Source organism: Affinundibacterium fentianense (assembly GCF_018139545.1).
Classification (GTDB): domain Bacteria; phylum Pseudomonadota; class Gammaproteobacteria; order Burkholderiales; family Burkholderiaceae_D; genus Undibacterium; species Undibacterium fentianense.
Genome location: NZ_JAGSPJ010000001.1, coordinates 879,822 through 899,298, shown reverse-complemented (window position 1 = coordinate 899,298; position 19,477 = coordinate 879,822). Strand labels below are relative to the sequence as shown.

16 protein-coding genes are annotated in these 19,477 nt (G+C 45.1%); 4 read left to right on the top strand and 12 right to left on the bottom strand.

Annotated elements, in window-relative coordinates:
• Positions 1-43: 43 nt before the first annotated feature.
• Positions 44-1,243, bottom strand: a complete 1,200-nt coding sequence (locus tag KDM90_RS03930) for a site-specific integrase (RefSeq protein ID WP_212674240.1) — start codon at positions 1,241-1,243, stop codon at positions 44-46.
• A 329-nt stretch (positions 1,244-1,572) separates the two neighbouring features.
• On the opposite strand from KDM90_RS03930, the gene KDM90_RS03925 reads away from it, so the two are divergent.
• Complete coding sequence (locus KDM90_RS03925) at positions 1,573-2,748, top strand: acyl-CoA dehydrogenase (protein WP_212674239.1); 1,176 nt, start codon at positions 1,573-1,575, stop codon at positions 2,746-2,748.
• A gap of 139 nt (positions 2,749-2,887) precedes the next feature.
• Positions 2,888-3,706 carry an orotidine-5'-phosphate decarboxylase gene (pyrF, locus tag KDM90_RS03920; RefSeq protein WP_212674238.1) on the top strand — a complete coding sequence of 273 codons (819 nt, stop codon included), beginning with the start codon at positions 2,888-2,890 and terminating at the stop codon, positions 3,704-3,706.
• A 97-nt stretch (positions 3,707-3,803) separates the two neighbouring features.
• Here pyrF and KDM90_RS03915 read toward each other — a convergent pair whose 3' ends face one another.
• The 4 genes from KDM90_RS03915 to KDM90_RS03900 all read right to left on the bottom strand — a co-directional run bounded on the left by KDM90_RS03915 (position 3,804) and on the right by KDM90_RS03900 (position 6,469).
• Entirely contained in the window at positions 3,804-4,289 is a 486-nt protein-coding gene (locus KDM90_RS03915; RefSeq protein WP_212674237.1) for a CinA family protein, read from the bottom strand.
• 136 nt (positions 4,290-4,425) lie between these two features.
• The gene (locus KDM90_RS03910) at positions 4,426-4,959 is read right to left on the bottom strand and encodes a phosphatidylglycerophosphatase A family protein (protein ID WP_230409580.1); all 534 of its coding nucleotides are present in this window, start codon (positions 4,957-4,959) and stop codon (positions 4,426-4,428) included.
• 5 nt (positions 4,960-4,964) lie between these two features.
• The gene (gene thiL / locus KDM90_RS03905; protein ID WP_212674236.1) at positions 4,965-5,933 is read right to left on the bottom strand and encodes a thiamine-phosphate kinase; all 969 of its coding nucleotides are present in this window, start codon (positions 5,931-5,933) and stop codon (positions 4,965-4,967) included.
• A gap of 32 nt (positions 5,934-5,965) precedes the next feature.
• Positions 5,966-6,469 carry a DUF6882 domain-containing protein gene (locus KDM90_RS03900; RefSeq protein ID WP_212674235.1) on the bottom strand — a complete coding sequence of 168 codons (504 nt, stop codon included), beginning with the start codon at positions 6,467-6,469 and terminating at the stop codon, positions 5,966-5,968.
• Between the two features lie 448 nt (positions 6,470-6,917).
• Between KDM90_RS03900 and KDM90_RS03895 the strand changes: the two genes are divergently transcribed.
• Together KDM90_RS03895 and KDM90_RS03890 are read left to right on the top strand one after the other, a co-directional pair.
• Positions 6,918-9,227 carry an NADP-dependent malic enzyme gene (locus KDM90_RS03895; protein ID WP_212674234.1) on the top strand — a complete coding sequence of 770 codons (2,310 nt, stop codon included), beginning with the start codon at positions 6,918-6,920 and terminating at the stop codon, positions 9,225-9,227.
• A gap of 593 nt (positions 9,228-9,820) precedes the next feature.
• Positions 9,821-11,998 (top strand): M4 family metallopeptidase, encoded by a 2,178-nt coding sequence (locus tag KDM90_RS03890; RefSeq protein ID WP_212674233.1) that lies wholly within the window; start codon positions 9,821-9,823, stop codon positions 11,996-11,998.
• Positions 11,999-12,223: 225 nt separating this feature from the next.
• Here the strand turns inward: KDM90_RS03890 and KDM90_RS03885 are convergent, their stop codons facing one another.
• The 7 genes from KDM90_RS03885 to speE all read right to left on the bottom strand — a co-directional run bounded on the left by KDM90_RS03885 (position 12,224) and on the right by speE (position 19,314).
• Positions 12,224-13,378 carry a methyltransferase gene (locus KDM90_RS03885; RefSeq protein ID WP_212674232.1) on the bottom strand — a complete coding sequence of 385 codons (1,155 nt, stop codon included), beginning with the start codon at positions 13,376-13,378 and terminating at the stop codon, positions 12,224-12,226.
• A gap of 205 nt (positions 13,379-13,583) precedes the next feature.
• Positions 13,584-14,957, bottom strand: coding sequence for a peptidylprolyl isomerase (locus KDM90_RS18520; protein ID WP_212674231.1), 1,374 nt, complete (start codon positions 14,955-14,957; stop codon positions 13,584-13,586).
• A 155-nt stretch (positions 14,958-15,112) separates the two neighbouring features.
• The gene (locus KDM90_RS03875; protein WP_212674230.1) at positions 15,113-15,838 is read right to left on the bottom strand and encodes a 16S rRNA (uracil(1498)-N(3))-methyltransferase; all 726 of its coding nucleotides are present in this window, start codon (positions 15,836-15,838) and stop codon (positions 15,113-15,115) included.
• A 22-nt stretch (positions 15,839-15,860) separates the two neighbouring features.
• Complete coding sequence (locus tag KDM90_RS03870; protein WP_212674229.1) at positions 15,861-16,268, bottom strand: DUF350 domain-containing protein; 408 nt, start codon at positions 16,266-16,268, stop codon at positions 15,861-15,863.
• Between the two features lie 63 nt (positions 16,269-16,331).
• Positions 16,332-17,462, bottom strand: coding sequence for a glutathionylspermidine synthase family protein (locus KDM90_RS03865; protein WP_212674228.1), 1,131 nt, complete (start codon positions 17,460-17,462; stop codon positions 16,332-16,334).
• A 3-nt stretch (positions 17,463-17,465) separates the two neighbouring features.
• On the bottom strand, positions 17,466-17,915 hold the full coding sequence (locus KDM90_RS03860) for a hypothetical protein (RefSeq protein WP_212674227.1): 450 nt from the start codon (positions 17,913-17,915) through the stop codon (positions 17,466-17,468).
• Between the two features lie 154 nt (positions 17,916-18,069).
• Positions 18,070-19,314 carry a polyamine aminopropyltransferase gene (gene speE / locus KDM90_RS03855; protein WP_212674226.1) on the bottom strand — a complete coding sequence of 415 codons (1,245 nt, stop codon included), beginning with the start codon at positions 19,312-19,314 and terminating at the stop codon, positions 18,070-18,072.
• Positions 19,315-19,477 lie beyond the last annotated feature (163 nt).

Genomic DNA, 19,477 nt, shown 5'->3' with positions numbered 1-19,477 from the left:
GATCGAAGAGGGCGCATTGGTGCGCCTCCTTCAAATTGTAGAGTTATTTTTCTAGCGACGCCCACAATTTCGCGCCGACCTTATGCGGACGAAGGTTGGCATATCGTTTCAACGTATCCAGTTCAATATGCCCAGTTATTTTTGAGATTTCAATGTCGGATAAGGTGCTATTTTCAAAGAACCACGAACAGCCTTCGTGCCTCAAATCATGTAAGGTTAAATTCTTTGATTTCGCATTTTTACAGATGATGCGGAAGCGGGTGTAGAAATAATGTGGTCCTGCCCAGAATGGGAAAATAAGATCTTCGTCTGATTTTTTCCATTTCATCATTTGATTTTTGATGAGATGAAATAGCTCTGGGCGCATCGAGGCGTAACGATCTTCCGCTCCTTTTTTGTTGGCGGTTTTTTGATGTGCCTTCGGAATGAAAATATACGACTCTTCGGGCTTCTTCTCGTTCAGCTTGATATCTTTCCAGCGAATAAGCATTGTTTCGCCAATCCTGAATGCGGAAAACGTCAGGAATTGGATTAGGCATTTTGATGCTTCTGCATTCACATAAAGCTGGTCGCAGGCTTGAACCAATCTGTCTAGCTCCCCATCTTCCAGTCGCCTGGTTCGTGGATTTTCCCAACTTGGTGGCGGGTCTACATCGTCAAAAGGCTTAGAGTCAAAGTGGTAGTCATTGATTTTGCTGTGCCACTTCAACGCGGTTCTAATATCGTAGTAGAACTTGCGAATGGTAGATGACTTGTAGGTCTTCTTCACGACTTCACCGTCTGTGTTTGTCGTACGATTTCCATCAAAACCTTTGGTCTCTTTTTTCTTGGTTTTCTGGTCGGGGATTTCTTGCGCTAGTTTGAAATTGATGTAGTCCTGAAAACCTTTTGTTTTGAAATTGGCTAATGGGACATTGCCAATTTCTTGGGTGATTTTTGCCAATCTCTGCTTCTTGATTAAAGGCATTGATGGTCCGCCTTCAATGTAGTCCTGAAAAATTTCACCCAAGGTGATTTTCTTCGCCTTCAATGCCGAAACACTTTCACCTTTCAGAATTTTAGAGTCGGTGAGGGTGATGAACTCTTTTGCTTCTTTCAGGGTCGCAAAGGTTTGCGAGACGTTGACACCATTTTTACGAACTTTGGCTTGAAAGGAGAAGCTGCCATTTTTCTTTGCTCGTTTCACGATGGTGCCTGAGCCGACCTTCATGCTTGTTTCTAGTGGTTTTGTTTGCAGTCCCATGCTGTCCCGTGTTGTCGCTAAGTATCAATTTGTCCCAAATTTGTCCCATTTTAGCGTTTTCTTGATTTTAATGTCTATAACTGATTGATAAATATGGGTAAATTTTTAAAGTAATCTTTCCCTCCTAAGCGTGGGATACAAGTTCGATTCTTGTCGGAGGGACCAGATTTTTCTATTTATGTCAGTTTTAATTGTTAAATTGGCACAGTTCAAATTTCCTCCCAAGCATAAATCGGTTAGCATGTTGGTCTAATAAAACAGCGATGATCTTGTCAGCAATCCTGCATGCCGTCGCGCAAATACCGACCACAAGAATTTGAGAGACTACGATGGCAAAAGCATCATTCCAATGGGACGACCCATTATTGTTGAATTCCCAATTAAGCGACGACGAGCGCATGGTGCAAGAAGCGGCACGTGTGTATTGCGAGGAAAAACTCGCACCGCGAATTTTGGATGCATTCCGAAATGAACGTACCGATCCAGCAATTTTCCGTGAGATGGGAGAACTGGGGATGTTGGGCTCCATGATTCCGACAGAATACGGTGGAGCAGGTTTGAATTATGTTTGTTATGGCTTGGTCGCGCGTGAAGTCGAGCGTATCGATTCTGGCTATCGTTCGATGATGAGTGTGCAATCCTCGCTGGTGATGGTGCCTATCAATGAATTTGGTAGTGAAGCGCAAAAACGCAAATATTTACCTAAATTAGCGACGGGCGAGTGGATCGGTTGTTTTGGCTTGACCGAGCCGAATCATGGTTCTGATCCTGGTAGCATGGTCACGCGTGCAAAAACGGTGGATGGTGGTTATTTGCTCACTGGTTCTAAGATGTGGATCACAAATAGTCCGATTGCAGACGTGTTTGTGGTGTGGGCGAAAACCGATGATGGTCGTATCCGTGGGTTTATTTTGGAACGCGGTTGGGAAGGATTATCCGCGCCAGCAATCCATGGAAAAGTGGGTTTGCGCGCTTCGATCACGGGTGAAATCGTGATGGACGAAGTGTTCGTCCCAGAAGAAAATTTGATGCCGCATGTCGAAGGCTTAAAAGGTCCCTTTACCTGTTTAAACTCGGCGCGTTATGGCATTGCTTGGGGTGCATTGGGGGCAGCAGAATTTTGTTGGCATACAGCACGGCAATACACGATGGATCGCATGCAATTTGGCCGTCCTCTCGCGGCGAATCAGTTAGTGCAAAAGAAGCTGGCTGACATGCAAACCGAAATTACCTTGGCATTGCAAGGCTGTTTGCGCCTCGGTCGCATGAAAGATGAGGGCACGGCTGCGGTAGAAATTACGTCTATTATGAAGCGTAATTCTTGCGGAAAATCGCTCGATATCGCCAGAACCGCGCGCGATATGCTGGGTGGTAACGGCATTTCAGACGAATTTGGCATCGTGCGTCACTTAGTGAACTTAGAGGTGGTGAATACCTATGAAGGAACGCACGATATTCATGCACTGATTTTGGGTCGTGCGCAGACGGGGATTGCAGCTTTTTAATCGTATTTCGGCTGGCAATCCAAAGCAGAAAAAGCGATGGTTTATAATGAAGGGATAAAAACTTGCTGATACAGTGGGTTTTGTCCCTTTTTTATTGAGATCATCGACTTGATTTCATTCCAAACGATAGAGATATACCGTGACTTTTTTGCAAAAACTTTCCAGCGCTTGGACTACGAATAATTCTTTGTTATGCGTAGGTTTAGATCCAGACGTGAATAGATTTCCTGCGGAGTTAGCTGGACAGCCAGATGCGATTTACGCCTTTTGTAAAGCGATTGTCGATGCGACTGCCAACTTGACTTGTAGCTTTAAACCGCAAATCGCTTACTTTGCCGCCTTGCGCGCTGAAGATCAGTTAGAAGCCATTTGCCGTTACATTAAAACGACTTATCCGGCAATTCCTATCGTGTTGGATGCGAAGCGCGGAGATATAGGTGCGACTGCAGAGCAATATGCGCGTGAAGCGTTTGAACGCTATGACGCCGATGCGGTCACGGTCAATCCTTACATGGGCTTTGATTCCGTCGCGCCGTATTTGGAATGGAAAGATCGCGGTGCGATTGTGTTGTGTCGTACCTCGAATGCAGGTGGCTCCGATCTGCAATTTTTGGATGTGGGCGGTAAACCTCTATATCAACACGTCGCGCAATTGGTGGCGGATAAATGGAATACCAATGGTCAATGTGCGCTTGTGGTTGGCGCTACATTCCCGAATGAAATCGCGCAAGTACGTGCTTTGATTGGTGACATGCCATTGTTGATTCCGGGTGTTGGTGCGCAGGGTGGCGATGTGGAATCCACAGTGCGTGCGGGGCGTACGGCGAACGGTACTGGCATGATGATTAATTCTTCACGGGCGATTTTGTATGCAAAGCCTGTGGCGGATGAAAGCTATGCGCAAGCAGCACGCCGGGTTGCTTTGGAAACGCGGGATGCGATTAATCGGTTTCGGTAATAGCTTGTTAGTGCCTTTATTGCGGCCACAAATTTAAAAAGCGCGAGAATCGATTTCTCGCGCTTTTTTATTCTGTGAATGCGACTAGTCTGTGTGTTTAGATCTCATCCACGTAACGCAATAACTTAGTCAATGCATGGGCAACAGTCTGTTCGCGCACAGCATGGCGATCACCACTAAACACTTTGCGTTCTGTGTGAGTGATACCTCCGACACGCCAACCAAAACAAACAGTTCCAACAGGCTTACCAGGAACAGCACCACCTGGCCCAGCGATTCCTGTGGTGGAAAGAGACGCATGTGCCTCTGAATTTGCTAACGCACCCTCCGCCATAGCCGCAGCGATTTCCTCACTTACGGCTCCATGCTGTGCTATTAAAGACGCGGGGATATTTAGCATTTCCGACTTTGCAGAGTTGGAATACGACACAAATCCACAGTCGAACCATTCCGAAGATCCAGGCATCTCTGTCAATGCGCACGAAACGCCACCGCCGGTGCAAGATTCGGCCACTGAAAGGAGTAATTTTTTTGCCTTGAGTGCTACGCCAACTTTTTCTGCCAGTTCTAACATATCGTTCATGGTGGTCTCCTTTGCTACCATTCGGTTGATGTAAGTTGTAGAAATTTGTAATAACTGTAGCATCTGCTATTGCAGTTGGGCAGTTTTTCATTTGAAACTGTGGCGCAAGGTGTTGGGTTATTCTTCCTGAATACACTCACCAGCGGTACCAAAGCGAAAAAAATAATAAAGTGAAAAACGCTGCGACGATGTCATCCAACATGACGCCAAAGCCTCCTTTAAATTGCGCATCAAAATAGCCAATCGGCGGAGGCTTCACCATATCAAAAAAGCGGAAAAGAATAAATGCACAAAGTTGTATTTTGAATGAGGCCGGCGTGACAAATAGAAGGACTAACCAAAATGCAATGATTTCGTCCCAAACCATGCTTCCATGGTCTGCAATTCCCATATGTTTACCTGTGATCTCACACGCCCAAACCCCGATAAAATAGCCGATCACGATGATTCCACACCATGTGAAAGTATTGAAAATGCTTGGCCATCTTTGAGTTAAAACAGTAAAGCTGAGCCAAGCAAACAAAGTCCCTACAGTGCCCGGCATGATAGGGGAGAGCCCACTTCCAAAACCTTGCGATAAAATGTGTGCAGGATGCCTTAACATAAATCCCGATGTGGGATTTTTGATCGGAATGGTGTGAAGTGGATCGGAGTGTGAAGTAACTTCCATATGATTTATGCCGATGTGAAGTGATCAAAACTAGATGGTCTCAGGTCGAGTGGATTACCCGCACGATCGAATATTTGAAGGCCTCGGCTCGCGAGAATTTTACCGACCCGAGTAACGGGTGTTTGGGAACGTCTGCCCGCCTCCAATACCGCTTCGCGCAGTTCAGGCGGTGCTGTAAAACATAATTCGTAGTCGTCGCCACCAGCTAAGCAGAATTGTCTTTGGATTTCTTGCGTCTGCTGGGTTAATATGGGTCCAGCGGGTAGGGTATCTACGTCCAAACTCGCACCCACTTGCGAGCTTGTGAGAATATGGTTAAGGTCGCCGACTAAACCATCCGAAATATCTAAGGCAGCATGCGCAATTCCGCGTAAAGCCATACCCAGTTCGATTCTTGGTGCCGGCATGTGCATCCGTCTAGCTGCCGCTAAATGTGCCGAATCGCTCAGTGCCAGTTCATTCCAGTAGGCTGCTAAGGCGAGTCTAGCATCGCCTAGTGTGCCTGAGATCCAAATATCATCATCAACCTTGGCGGCATCGCGCCGCATTGCTGTTGTTGGCGGTATTTCGCCAAATATTGTGATGGATATCGTCAATGGTCCCTTCGTTGTATCTCCTCCAATGAGGCGGCATTGGTATTGATCTGCAAGACGTAGCATCCCCTCAGAAAATGGGGCAAGCCATGATTCATCAGCTTCGGGGAGCGCGATTGCTAGAGTAAATCCTAATGGCTTTGCACCCATCGCTGCCAAATCGGAGAGGTTCACTGCAAGACATTTATGTCCCAGCATTGCAGGGTCTGCGTCGGCGAAAAAATGACGCCCAGAAACCAGCATATCGCTAGAGATGGCTAATTGTGTCCCTTTTGTTGGCGCGATCAGGGCGCAATCATCACCGTTGCCTAAGGCAAAACGAGGGTCGGATGGGTATTGTCGATGAAAATACCGCTTTATAAGGTCAAATTCAGAGAGCATGTGGCATTGTATCGAATGCCATCACGTGTCGGTCAAGAAATTGTTGCGTTCAGTGCCTCTTGGGCGAGTTGAACATCGCCGAAATTTAAAAACAAGCTGACCCCGGGCTTCACTTCTACTCGGTAAGCTCCCTTTGCATGGCTGAGACGCATTGCCAGCGCGGTCAACTCCCAAGCTCGTTGTTCTGTGCATGTCACTTGGCTCTTGGTGAGTTCTTTGACTCTCTGCTCCTTTCCAAATGTTTTGACCGCAGCTGCATTTCGCTGTAAAGCTGGAACGACCGATGGGTGATCCCACCCCCACATAAAAGTTTCATTTTGATGGTGAAAAGTGCCAATGATTTGGGCAGGGGCCAAGGCAAAGGTACCATCATCAAAGGTGAGCAGCAATTGCCCGCTGTTTTGATCGAGATGCCAAGATTTTTCCTCCCCTAAACGCCAAGTTGAGTTATGTAACATATTGGCAATTTGGGCTTCGTCCGCGCTCGCTGCAATGAATGCATCGAGATTTTTCTCATCTGAAAATAGTTTTGCCATCTTTTTTTTGTCCCTCTTATTTTTATTTTTTTATTATTTTTGTTCCGCCAATTCATCTGTGTAATGCTTAATCCAAGAAGGTATTCTAGAAATACGATCCGCGTTTTTAAATGATGAATTTCACCCATTACGTTTTTATTAAGCTGGATTTGCTTCGCAAAAATACTGCAAATTGTCGTCGTAGGCAATTTCCACTTAGCTTTCAATTCGAATAATCGGTTATTTTTCGAATAGATGTGGCATATCGGTATCGAAAAGATGGCGGATTCAGCTTATAAACTGATGTTCATGTTCAAATCACTAAGGATTTACCGCATGTTTTGGAGACCTATTTTGCTTACTTATGCAAAAAAGTAATGGAACACGTAAAAATACGTATGAAGCAAGTGTTGCCTGTCTGCTAGAATCATCTACCCCATTTTGTTAGCTATTGAAGGAATCGACACGCATGGATTCGCCAGATCAAAAAGAATTATTACGTCAACAACTACGTCAAGCCGCCTTGGAATACCATGAGTTCCCAACACCAGGCAAGATTAGCGTCACTCCAACTAAGCAACTCACAAATCAGCGTGATCTGGCGCTTGCATACTCCCCCGGTGTCGCCTCTCCTTGCGAAGAAATCGTTGCCGATCCTGCGGCAGCATTTAAATATACTGCGAGAGGAAATTTGGTCGGTGTTATTACAAATGGAACTGCAGTACTTGGATTGGGCAATATCGGGCCCCTTGCTTCAAAGCCTGTGATGGAAGGAAAGGGCGTATTGTTCAAGAAATTTGCTGGAATCGATGTATTTGATATAGAAATTAATGAAGCAGATCCTGACAAATTGGTGGACATCATTGCTTCTTTGGAACCAACTTTTGGCGGTATTAATCTAGAGGATATAAAGGCGCCTGAGTGTTTTTATATCGAGCGTAAATTGCGGGATAGGATGAAAATTCCCGTTTTTCACGACGATCAACATGGTACGGCCATCATCGTTGGCGCTGCAATTCTAAATGGACTCAAAGTTGTTGAAAAAGATATTCGCTCATGTAAGTTGGTGGTGTCCGGTGCGGGAGCCGCGGCGCTGGCTTGCCTTGATCTTATCGTTGATCTTGGTTTTCCAATCGAAAATATCTTTGTTACAGACTTAGCAGGCGTCGTCTACAAGGGACGCACTGAGTTGATGGATCCAGACAAAGAGCGATTTGCGCAAGATACAACGGCGAGGAGTTTGAAAGAAGTCATCGTAGATGCAGATATTTTCTTAGGGTTGTCCGCTGGCGGAGTCCTTAAGCAAGAAATGGTCCGCGTCATGGCGCAAAAGCCTTTGATTTTGGCACTCGCTAACCCTACGCCTGAAATTTTGCCTGAAGAAGTCAAAGCAGTACGAGACGACGCAGTGATGGCCACTGGCCGTTCTGACTTCCCAAATCAAGTGAATAATGTGCTGTGCTTCCCGTATATTTTCCGAGGTGCGCTCGATTGTGGTGCGACGACCATAACGCGCGAGATGGAAATTGCGGTTGTTCACGCTATCGCCGAGTTGGCGCAAGCGGAACAGTCCGATGTGGTGGCGTCCGCTTACGGCATTTCGAATTTATCTTTTGGTCCTGAATACCTTATCCCCAAGCCGTTTGATCCGCGGTTGATGATTAAAATTGCACCTGCTGTTGCAAAGGCTGCGGAAATGTGTGGCGTGGCTGCCCGACCTATCCAAGACATGCAAGCTTATAGTGATAAGTTACAGCAGTTCGTCTATCACAGCGGTACTTTCATGAAGCCGCTTTTCCAAATAGCAAAGAAAGCGCCAGATGCCCGTAAGCGTATCGTTTATGCCGAGGGTGAAGAGGAACGTGTGTTACGTGCAGTACAAGTCGTTGTTGACGAAAAATTAGCAAAGCCAATTTTGGTAGGTCGGCCGCATATACTGGAAAAAAGGATAGAGAAGTTTGGTTTGCGTTTGCGCCCAGGGATAGATTTTGAGGCAATTAATCCGGAAATGGATGTTCGTTATCGTGATTATTGGCAAACTTATCACCAAATGACGTGTCGACAAGGTATTACAGAGCAATATGCGAAGTTAGAAATGCGCCGTCGTCACACTTTGATTGGGGCAATGATGGTGCACAAAGGCGATGCGGATGGCATGATTTGCGGGACATTTGGAATCGGTAGCTTGCATTTATTTTACATTAATCAAGTGCTGGGTAAGCGGGCGGGTGTCAATGTCTATGCAGCGATGAATGGGCTAGTTTTGCCTGATCGTCAATTGGTGTTGGTGGACACCCATATTAATGAGAATCCTAGTGCTGAACAAATTGCAGAAATTACGATCTTGGCGGCAGAGGAAATGCGACGTTTTGGTTTGCAACCCAAAGCCGCTTTGCTCTCACATTCCAACTTTGGATCGAGCAATAGCGAATCCGCGAAGAAAATGCGCGCAGCCTTGGCGATTATTCAGCGAGATGCACCTGATCTGGAGATTGATGGCGAAATGCATGGTGATACCGCGCTTGATTCTGATTATCGCCAAAAGATGATGCCCATGTCGACATTAAAAGGTGATGCAAATTTATTGGTTATGCCGAATATTGATGCTGCCAATATTGCATATAATTTATTGAAGACAACAGCTGGCAATAACATCGCAATTGGACCGATCTTACTGGGTTGTGCAAAACCAGTGCATATACTCACATCGTCGGCAACGGTTCGAAGAATTGTAAATATGACAGCGCTTTGTGTTGTAGATGCCGTTGCACAGCGATAGTTTTACCTCAGCATATTTTGGAAACCGCCAATTATTTGGCGGTTTTTTTTTGTTTGTTGAAGATAAATTCTTCGTTGCAGTGATTGAAGAATTCTAATACCACTTTCTCTTTCTAATTTTAAGTCTGGATATTGTTCTCTATGGGAAATAAATTCTTCTCTTGTTTTTAGTAGATACCACTCATAGTGTTGTATTTTTAATCCGTAACAAAATGTGCAAACAGCTGATACATTTTATTTGTTAATCTAAATTTAAAAACTTAGTTTTCTGCATTTTTCGCTGTTTTTTATTTAAGTTTATCGAGTTCTGCCGAATTTCCTTCTGTTGTTGCTTAAAGGTTAAGAAAAAAAGCTACTTGTATAGTTAATTTTATATGTTTTCAAGTGAAGCGGGCTCTGTTCTACTTGCACACGCCAATTGAGATTAGTCAAAGATTCCTAGAAGTAAGGACATTCTCAAATAAGAAGAGCGTGTTGCCGCTACAGCCCATACTTTATGTAGTTAAACTGGCAATAATAAAAATGGGGACCTGAGCCATAAGCTTTGGTCGATTCAATACTTAGGGAGTTTTCGACTAGAAGGTAGGAAATAAGATGAAAAAAAGTATCAAATTGCAAGCTGTCATTCGTCCAACATTGTTGGCCACTTTGGTTGCAACATCTTTTGGCGTTGCGGCTGCGGACCGAGTTGATCTGAGCACTGTCGGTGCTGGTTTAAATAAATCATTGATCGGCACATCGGCAAAAACAAATGAATTGTTGGGTTTGGGCGCGAATGATCTGAAGGCTTTGCGTAGTCAAAAGTACGGCACGAAATCGGTGACCCGCTATGAACAATTGCATCAAGGCGTGCCAGTTTGGGGCGAAGCAATCGTTGAGCATGTGGATAGCACAAAATCGTTGGCGTCGAACGCTGCACGTTCTTTCCACGGTACATTGTTGAGTAACTTATCTCGTGATTTGCCATCTGTTAAACCTTTATACAATGCAACGCAAGCTTTGGGTTTAGCAAAAAATTTAAAAAATCCAAACAATTCATATAACGAACAATCTAAATTGTTCGTAAAAATGGGTGCTAACAATGTTGCAAAGCTGGTCTATTTGACTTCTTACGTAACTATAGATTCCAAAGGCAATCCTAGCCGTCCTCACGCGTTCATTGATGCGAACACTGGTGCGGTTCTCGAACAATGGGAAGGCATTACACATTTAGATGCAGGTGGTCCAGGCGGAAACCAACGTATTGGTCAATATACTTATGGTCCAGCAGGCAGTGGCGCGACTTATGGTCCTTTGGTCGTGTCTAGTTCATGCCAAATGACGAGCACAAATGTCGATACATACAACATGAATGGTGCGACATCTGGATCAGGCTCCTTGTTTCAATTCACATGCCCAACAAACACATATAAAGCGATTAATGGTGCGTATTCACCTTTGAATGATGGACATTTCTTTGGAAATGTTGTTTTCAACATGTATCAAGCTTGGTTGGGCTTACGTCCAATTTCTCAAAAATTGCAAATGCGTATTCACTACGGTACGAATTACGAAAATGCATTCTGGGATGGTACTGCAATGAGTTACGGTGATGGTGGTTCAACATTCCATCCTTTGGTCTCTTTGGGTGTGACTTCACATGAAGTGAGTCATGGCTTTACCGAGCAAAATTCTGGTTTGGTATATTCTGGTATGTCTGGCGGCATGAACGAAGCGTTCTCCGACATGGCAGGCGAGGCTGCGGCATGGTACATGCGTGGTACTGGCACTTTTATGGTCGGTGACGATATCAAAAAAGGTTCTGGTGCGATGCGTTACATGTACAACCCAGAGTTAGATGGTATTTCGATTGGCAATGCTAGCAAGTACACCAGCAGCATGGACGTGCATCATACAAGCGGCGTATTCAATAAGGCATTCTATTTGCTGGCAACGAAATCGGGCTGGACAGTACGCAAAGCATTCGAAGTTATGGCAGACGCGAACCGTTTGTATTGGACTGCAAATAGTACATTTAACCAAGGCGCCTGCGGTGTAGAAAAAGCAGCAATTAATCGTGGTTACACTGTTGCTGACGTAACCGCAGCTTTCGCATCGGTGGGTGTCACTGGTGGTTGCGGTGGTACAACGCCTCCATCAGGTGGTGGCGTGTTGACCAAGGATGTTGCTGTGAGTTTTGCCGCTGGTACAGGTCAAACCGCAACTTACACGTTTGTGGTCCCAACTGGTGCAAGCAACTTGACTTTCAAAATGTCTGGTGGTACCGGTGATGGTGATATTTATACAAGCTTAGGTTCTGCACCAACAACGACTTCTTACTTGGCAAAATCTGATGGTACGACAAATACCGAAACAATTACGATTGCCGCTCCAACCGCAGGTACGTATTACTTGTTGGCGCGGGCAGATGCTGCGGTAAGTGGTGCATCCATCGTTGCGAGTTACCAAACAGGTTCGACAGGCGGTAATGTATTGGTAAGCGGTGTTGCGCAATCTGTCGCTTTAGCAACAAATGCTTCCAAGTTGTATAGTATTGTTGTTCCATCTGGCAAAACGAGCCTGACTTTCACATTATCTGGTGGAACTGGTGACGGTGATTTGTATGCACGTATGACGACAGCGCCAACAACAACTAGCTACACGAAGAAGTCTGATGGCGCATCGAATACTGAGACTATTACTTTCAGTGCACCTGCAGCTGGTACTTACTACTTGTTAGTGAATGCTTATGCTGCAGTAAGCGGTGCAAGTGTTAAAGCAGTTGTGCAGTAATATTAGGATTAATTCTTGTTGAATTAACTTAGTTGTTCGATTTGATGATGGTTCAAGATGCTGGTAACTCGTGAGCATCTTGAACTTCAATTGAAACTGCAAAAAGAGCTGCCGTTAATTCGGTAGCTCTTTTTATTTGGTAATGGATTGTTGTTGATTCTCGTTGTTGTCTGTGCCGTTTCTGTCCCTGATTTTGCGCATGCTCTTTTGTCGTGTTTGTGAAACCTATCGATTTTGTTTTCGACGTAGTCTCCAAAGTGAAGTGATTTCTGCTTGGCGTGCCTTTTGAAGTGGGTCTTGACTCTGCTGACTCTTGTGATGACTTGGACGTATGTCTAGTTTGCCGATGACTTCAAGTTCCCCAGCATCAATCCAAGTCCATAGATCGCTGGTTGTTCGCAATCCTAAATGTTCTGCTAGATCAGACATCACAAGCCATGCTTCGCCATTTCTTTCCAAATGCTTACCAACTTCCAGTAGAAATCGTTTGAGCATACGACTCTCAGGATCGTAAATTGCGTATTCGATCGGTGCGTTAGGCCTTGCAGGAATCCATGGGGGATTGCAAACGATCAGTGGTGCTAGTCCCTCAGGAAACATGTCTTGCTGCAATAGCTCAACTTGCGCCAATAATCCTAGTTTACTTAGATTTTCTTCAGCGCAAGCGAGAGCGCGTTGATCTTGGTCGGTGGCGAGGATTTTCTTTACACCGCGATGGGCAAGTAAAGCAGCGATGACTCCTGATCCAGTCCCAATATCAAATGCCAGTTCCAAAGAGGGGAGTGGCGCCTTTGAAATTAAGTCTAAATATTCACCTCGCACTGGGGAGAATACAGCGTAATGCGGGTGTATCTTTGCATTCAATGCAGGGATATGAACACCGTTTTTACGCCATTCATGCGCACCGATTACACCTAGTAATTCGCGCAATGAAATGGCGAAATCCTCCGCGCTACTTCCATATGCCTCGATACAAGCTTCAACGACATTTGGTGCTCTTCTTAGTGGTATGAAAAAATCAGCCTGAATTGGAATGATAAGCATGGAAAGCACACGAGCGCGATGCGCTTGCGCTTGTCGATGTAAATGAAAAATTTGGCTCGGATGCAAAGTCTCGTGTTCTGGCTTTACTTTTGTTTTTGATGGGCGACGATCGATTCGACGCGCGATTGCCTGTAAAAGATTCTTTGCGTTTTGAAAGTCGCCTCGCCAAAGTAACGCTGTGCCTTCACAGGCTAGTCGATAAGCATTTTCTGCTTTCATGGTGTCGTCGGCAACTTGCACTTGTTTTGGTGCACGTTGCAGATTTTCAGAACGCCAAAGTAGACTTTGCTGAGCGTCATTTTCAACCCAGTTTAGCGTCGAGTTAAGTGTAGTCATTGTTGATTTCTTTTGAATGGAGTAAAAAATCGAAGTGTGAATTGAAATCTGATTCACTAGAAATCGCAGTGTATCAAAGTAACCTCAAGTAACTCTGATATATTGAAACAAGCAAGAGTGCGGTTAGTTCGCTATCGCTGATAGCTTAAATTATGAAAAAGCAAAGGCGCCGAAGCGCCTTCGAGTCTCCTATTACTTTGAGTAATTAATTGACACGCGTCACTGAAGTGATAATGATTGGTGTGACCGGGACATCTGCATAACCACTCTTTGTCGTGGTTGAGACCACCTTAATTTTATCCACAATGTCCATCCCCGAGATTACTTGGCCAAATACAGCATAACCGCCACCGCTTGTATCTAAAAAAACATTGTCAACGACGTTAATAAAAAACTGCGACGTAGCAGAATTTAATACACTGGTTCTCGCCATTGCTATTGTGCCGCGCACATTGCTAAGACCATTGTTGACTTCTAATTGGATGGGGGCATAGGTCGAAGCTTGGATCATATCCACGGTGAAGCCACCACCTTGAATCATGAAGTTACTAATGACGCGATGGAATATTTTATTGCTATAAAAGCCAACATCGGTATAGCGCAAGAAATTGGCAACCGTAATCGGTGCCTTGCTTGGGTTGAGTTCGACGATCACATTACCAACGGATGTATTAATACTGACTTGTGGCGCGGGCGCGGCATTACGTAGGTCAAACTGGCTATCATTAACGCCAATCAGATTTTTTGCAGAGCTGATATCGGTCGGAGTCACTGCAGCTGCAATTGCCACGCCTTTCGTGATTGATTCCGTTGGGGTGTTATAGTTGAGTCCTTGTTGGATCGAAAAATAGGTTCCGATCGTGACTTTATTGTCGAGTAAATCGGCAACCCATCCATATTGGCTATCGCCTTTAAAGCCATGCGCGACGCCAACGATAGTGCGAATTAAGTTTCCGCGAGTCTTGCTTCCTCGATTTAATTCGGTGGTCCAGTAGTTGAGGCCTTCTTGATCAACTTCATCGCGCCCTAGTACATTTTTATAAATCTTCTTTACAAAATCGCTATTTGACATGCTATCTGAATAGCCTGTTACCTCGGTTAGGGTGATTGCCGCTGAATAAAAATTGTCCGCGAGTTGTTCTATCGTTTTACCCGCCTTGATTTCACTTATCCAATAGATCATACCTTCCGCGTCAGGAACCCGATTAAAAAAAGCGATGTATAGCTCAATTAAAGAATTTAAATCTGCTGCTGCGATCGTCTTGGATTTGTCGCCGGCCAGCAAACTGACTGTAAAGTCGGTGAACTTAATACTTGTTTGACTCGTTTGCAAACTGGTGACAGTTCCAGCAATACCTTTGTCAGTAACGGCATAGCTCGTACTCGTGCGTTTAATAAGGAAGGAGTCGCGCGTTTTAGGAAAATTTATTGTGCTTTCTGCAGGTGCGGCGCTTGGGGGCATGGCTACCGACACGCCTGCATTCGTACTTGTTTGATTGTCACCACCGCAGCCCGCAAGGGTTAAACAGAGGCCTAATGCTGCACTGATAAATAGGCGGTTAAAAAGTTGTTTTCTCATTGTGCTATGCTCAAAGTTGATGGTGCAAAAGCGCCATTATAGCGATGAACAACTAGAGCAAATGAATAAAATCGTGTGAAAAATGTTCCAAGTTGTAACAATTTAAGCTAGTTAACCAAGACGTTAGCGGTCGAAAATACCAACCAAGGATACCGCTATATGCCGCCCCAATTTGCGCTAAGGATGCTAATCGCAGTAAGTCCTGCCGTTTCGGTACGTAGAATTCTTGGTCCCATTTTTAGAGCAATCGCACCTTGTTCGATCGCCAACTCCTCCTCAGCGTCCGAAAAGCCACCTTCTGGGCCTACCATTAAAGTAATCGCTTGGGCAGGATGATGACGCGACCAATCAGCAAGTGAAAGATGTGCTCGTGGTGACAGCAGAATACGTTTATGTAAATCAGTTTGCGCCAACCATTTTTTTACATCGCAGGGTTCTGCTATGCTTGTTAGCCGAGTTCGACCCGATTGTTCGGTCGCTGCTTGCACAATTCCTCGCCAGTGTAGAATTTTCTTTTCTGCCCGCTCTTGACTCAGTTTGACGACGCTACGTTGTGCTGCAAGCGGCTGAATGTAACTAACCCCGAGCTCAACAGCCTTTTCTATAATCCAGTCCATCTTCGAAGCTTCGGGCAATGCTTGCGCTAATCCAAGTTGAAACGGCAACTCAACCTCTTCTGGATGATAAGCTTTCACCGTAATACACACTTGCTTTTTATTGATGTGGTCAAGTGTCGCGATATAGCTGCCGCCTTCGCCATTGAAGATTTCAATCTGATCACCTAGATTCAGACGAAGCACAAGAATATGATGAGCCGTGGCGCTCGGTAAATCAATATGATGTCCGATTTGAATGGCGTGTGGGTAATAGAAACGAGGCATGTTAGATGTTGTTTGGTTGTCTTCAATAAGTTTGACAGGCTGCGTTCAGTATACCCATTCCAAGGCTCAGGGCACCGAGAAAAATTCCAGACGATAATTTATTTTCAGGTACGTCACTTATTAATCCGGGGAGAATCAGCCGCGCTGCAAAAAATGCGAGCAATTGAATGAGCAAAGCGATACCGCCCCATATCAACATATCGACTAGGTCGACACTGTGCGCGACGGACGAAGCAAGTGCGACGCAGTAGCCCAACATTGCGCCTGACAAGCTCGCCGCGGCGGCGGTATTGCCCTGACGAATAAGGCTTATTTCTTTGTAGGGGGTAATGCGGATATAAATGGTGATAAAAATGAATAGGAATGCCAAGGCAGTTCCAAAATGGCTAATAAATGCGATGAATCCGTCATTGAAATATTGAGCAATCATAGGCGCTTTCATTGAATAGCGATTGATAAAAATGACCTCGTCTTCGGTCAAGCGTTAAAAGGATTAATCGACAAAATAGTGTGGGATAAAACGGCTAGTGTTCTTGGTAATCAAGGTTTCGTCTTCTCTAATGCCAATGCCCGCTGCTGTATCGCCAATGACCCATGAACCAATCGACGTATAGGCGGGGGTGATGCCGTCATCGAATTTCGGTTGGGGCGCAAAGGCTTGATAAATGTATCCCTCGTTACCGTATTCGCCAGCACTGCGAATCACCTCACCATCCGCATAAATTGAGATGTTTTCGCCTTCACGGGAAAGTAGCGGTTTCTTAACAAAATTGCCGTTTATTCGCCACGCCTCGTGGAAGGCTGGAAGGAGGTTAGGATGACCAGTAAACATTTCCCAAAGAACGGGGAGAATTGCTTTGTTCGACAATAGCATTTTCCATGCTGGTTCGATGATGTTGGCTGGGCGAATTAGCAGATGCGGTGCAAATTGTTCACGGCAAAGCCATTCCCAAGGATAAAGTTTGAATAGGTTTTCGATCTTGATGTCGTTATTGTCGACGAGTTCCGCATTGCTGTCGTCCCAACCAAGTTCGTTGATCGAGCATTGCTTGGTCGTTAAACCGGCTTGAATCGCCGTGTCTCTGAGATAGTTTAAGTTACCTATATCTTCTTCACTGTCTGCACAAACAAAATGGACCAAACCCTTTTGACGAAAACGACCCCATTGGCCAATTAATTTTTCGTGAATTGAATTAAATTGATCCGCATTGGGATGCACATCCTGCAACCAATACCACTGGGCCACAGATGATTCTACTAGGCCTGTTGGGGTATCCGCATTGTATTCCAGCATTTTCGGCGCGCCAGTCCCATCCCAACTCAGATCAAAACGCCCAAATAAGGAAAACTCTTTCTCTCTCCAGCTTTCCTCCACCTGTGACCAAAATTGTTTAGGAATGGCAAACTGTTCAAATTGACCATGTCGAATAACAAAATCGACCGCTTCAAGACTCATTTGATGAAGTTCGATCGTCGCCTGTTCCAGTAGGTCGATTTGTTGCGAGGTAAATCGATAAGCGTAGCGCTCGTCCCAGTATAGTCCGTCGATCGAGTGATAGCTAAAGCCCAGTTCTTCAAATTGTTTTTGCCAGCCCAGTCGTGGGCTGAGCGATTCGCGTTCCATTGCTTATCCTCCACCAGAAAAGCCACGCGAACTGGATCCAAAACCACCGCGACTAATGCTACGTGTGACACTGCGACTAACCGCTCGATCGGTCAACTGCGAGGTGCCGCCTAAATAGCGACTTCCAAGAAAGTTACGCTGTGCTATATCGCGCTGACCTTCGCTATATTGTGGCCCCCAATAACGGCCTGTATAGACATGATCACCTGAGGTGTTTCCGGTATGCGCTATGGTGTTGCTATTGGCTGAGGCTGGCTGTGGCTGACAAGGGTCAGAACTGCCCCAATCTTGTTGACAGTCTTCGAGACTGTTGTATTCATCTCTAACGCTGGTCAGACTTCCATTCGATTCATTTCGATTGCAACTTGTTAAACCGACGACCGCCGCAGAGGTCGCCAAAACGAGTGGAAGAGAGTGCGAGACACGGCGCTGTGGTTTTAATTTAGTACTCATTAACAACCCTAATTCGACTGAAAATTTTAGCTTGATTGGTTCATTGCTGGCTTATTGTAATGCTGGGTTGCCGACTTGTGATGGTCTTTGCATTTTTGTTTTACCGTTGCTGAAGTTCCGTTGTATTTAATCTGGATCGTGTTGCAGGATCGAATTAGGAATTGAAAAAGTTAACGTGCACGGCGCCATTGTAAAACTGCAGTTCGCGAAGATTATGTGCAGTTAGACGGGTATCGACAGTCTGGCGGTCAATATTTTTAGGGTCGAAGCATTGATTGCGAATGTTTGCTTTGCACGCGATCGCCATTCCCCATTGCGCTCCATAAATTGGTATGAAGACTGAATAGGGACGGACGAGATCAAACACTTTATGTAAGCAAGAAAGTGTCGCTTGGTAACGCTCCTGATGGTAAAAGGGACTGCCTAAATGCAGGACTATCGAACCGCCTGGCTTGAGGCGCGAATAGCAACTTTCATAAAATGCTTTGCTTGAGCATGATTCGGCAATATTGTTCCCGTTTGGCGAGATGGGGTCGGTGAGATCTAGCACAATGAGATCAAATTGTGCTTCTTGTGTTTTGATAAAATCGTAACCATCCGTATGAATAACGCTAACTTTTTCTGAATCAAAGGCGTTCCGATGTATCTGTTGAAAATACTCTTTGGCGAGTGCAATAACCATCGGGTCAATTTCGCATAACGTGATCGACCGAATACTTGGATACTTCAATAATTCTTCAGTTGATCCTCCATCTCCACCGCCAATAATTAGTACCGTCTCGAGCTTCTCATGTGTTATAGCTGCTGGGTGAACCAGGCTTTCGTGATAGTAGAATTCATCGGCTTCAGAGGTCATCATTGCGCCATCAATCCGCATAATTTTTCCAAATTCTGGTGTTTCTGCAATTTCTATCAATTGAAATTCGCTTTGAATCTGGACGAGCGTTGCACTAATTTTCGTTTGCATCGAAGTATTAGCGCTGAGATGTTCAATGGCAATTGGACTCGCCGGAGTGGATGATTGAATAGGCAAGCCGCGCATTAATTCGTTTTTTGATATCTGTTCGGGTTGGAAATGATTAATGAGTTGTTGGAGAATGATCCTTGCTTTGTCGCTATTGTCTTTCTCAAAATTACAAACGTAAATGTCTAACGTGACGGTGCGGCGTTCGGGCCAAGTATGAATGGCAATGTGTGACTCTGCTAAGAGCAATGCCCCAGTGACGCCAGCGGGCGCGCCATCGGCATGTTTAAAAGGATAAAATTTCTCTCCTACAATAGTTAAACCCGCTTCAGATGCCATTGCGCGGGTTGAGTCGCTTAGTTTTGTTTGGTCAATCAAAAGCTCATGATCACATTGGCACGCGTAACAATCCGCAGTAAGGTGTAAACCTTCCATAAATTCGTCTAAAAATGATGTGAAAGTCGCAATTGTATTCTGAGGCGCGCTGCTCTGGTAAAATAACGGACTTTTGATGAATAAAACGATGATTTTGGGCAATGTTTTGTGACTAAAGCCTAGTCATAGCCTCAAAATGACATCGTTGTCCCCCGCACGATTT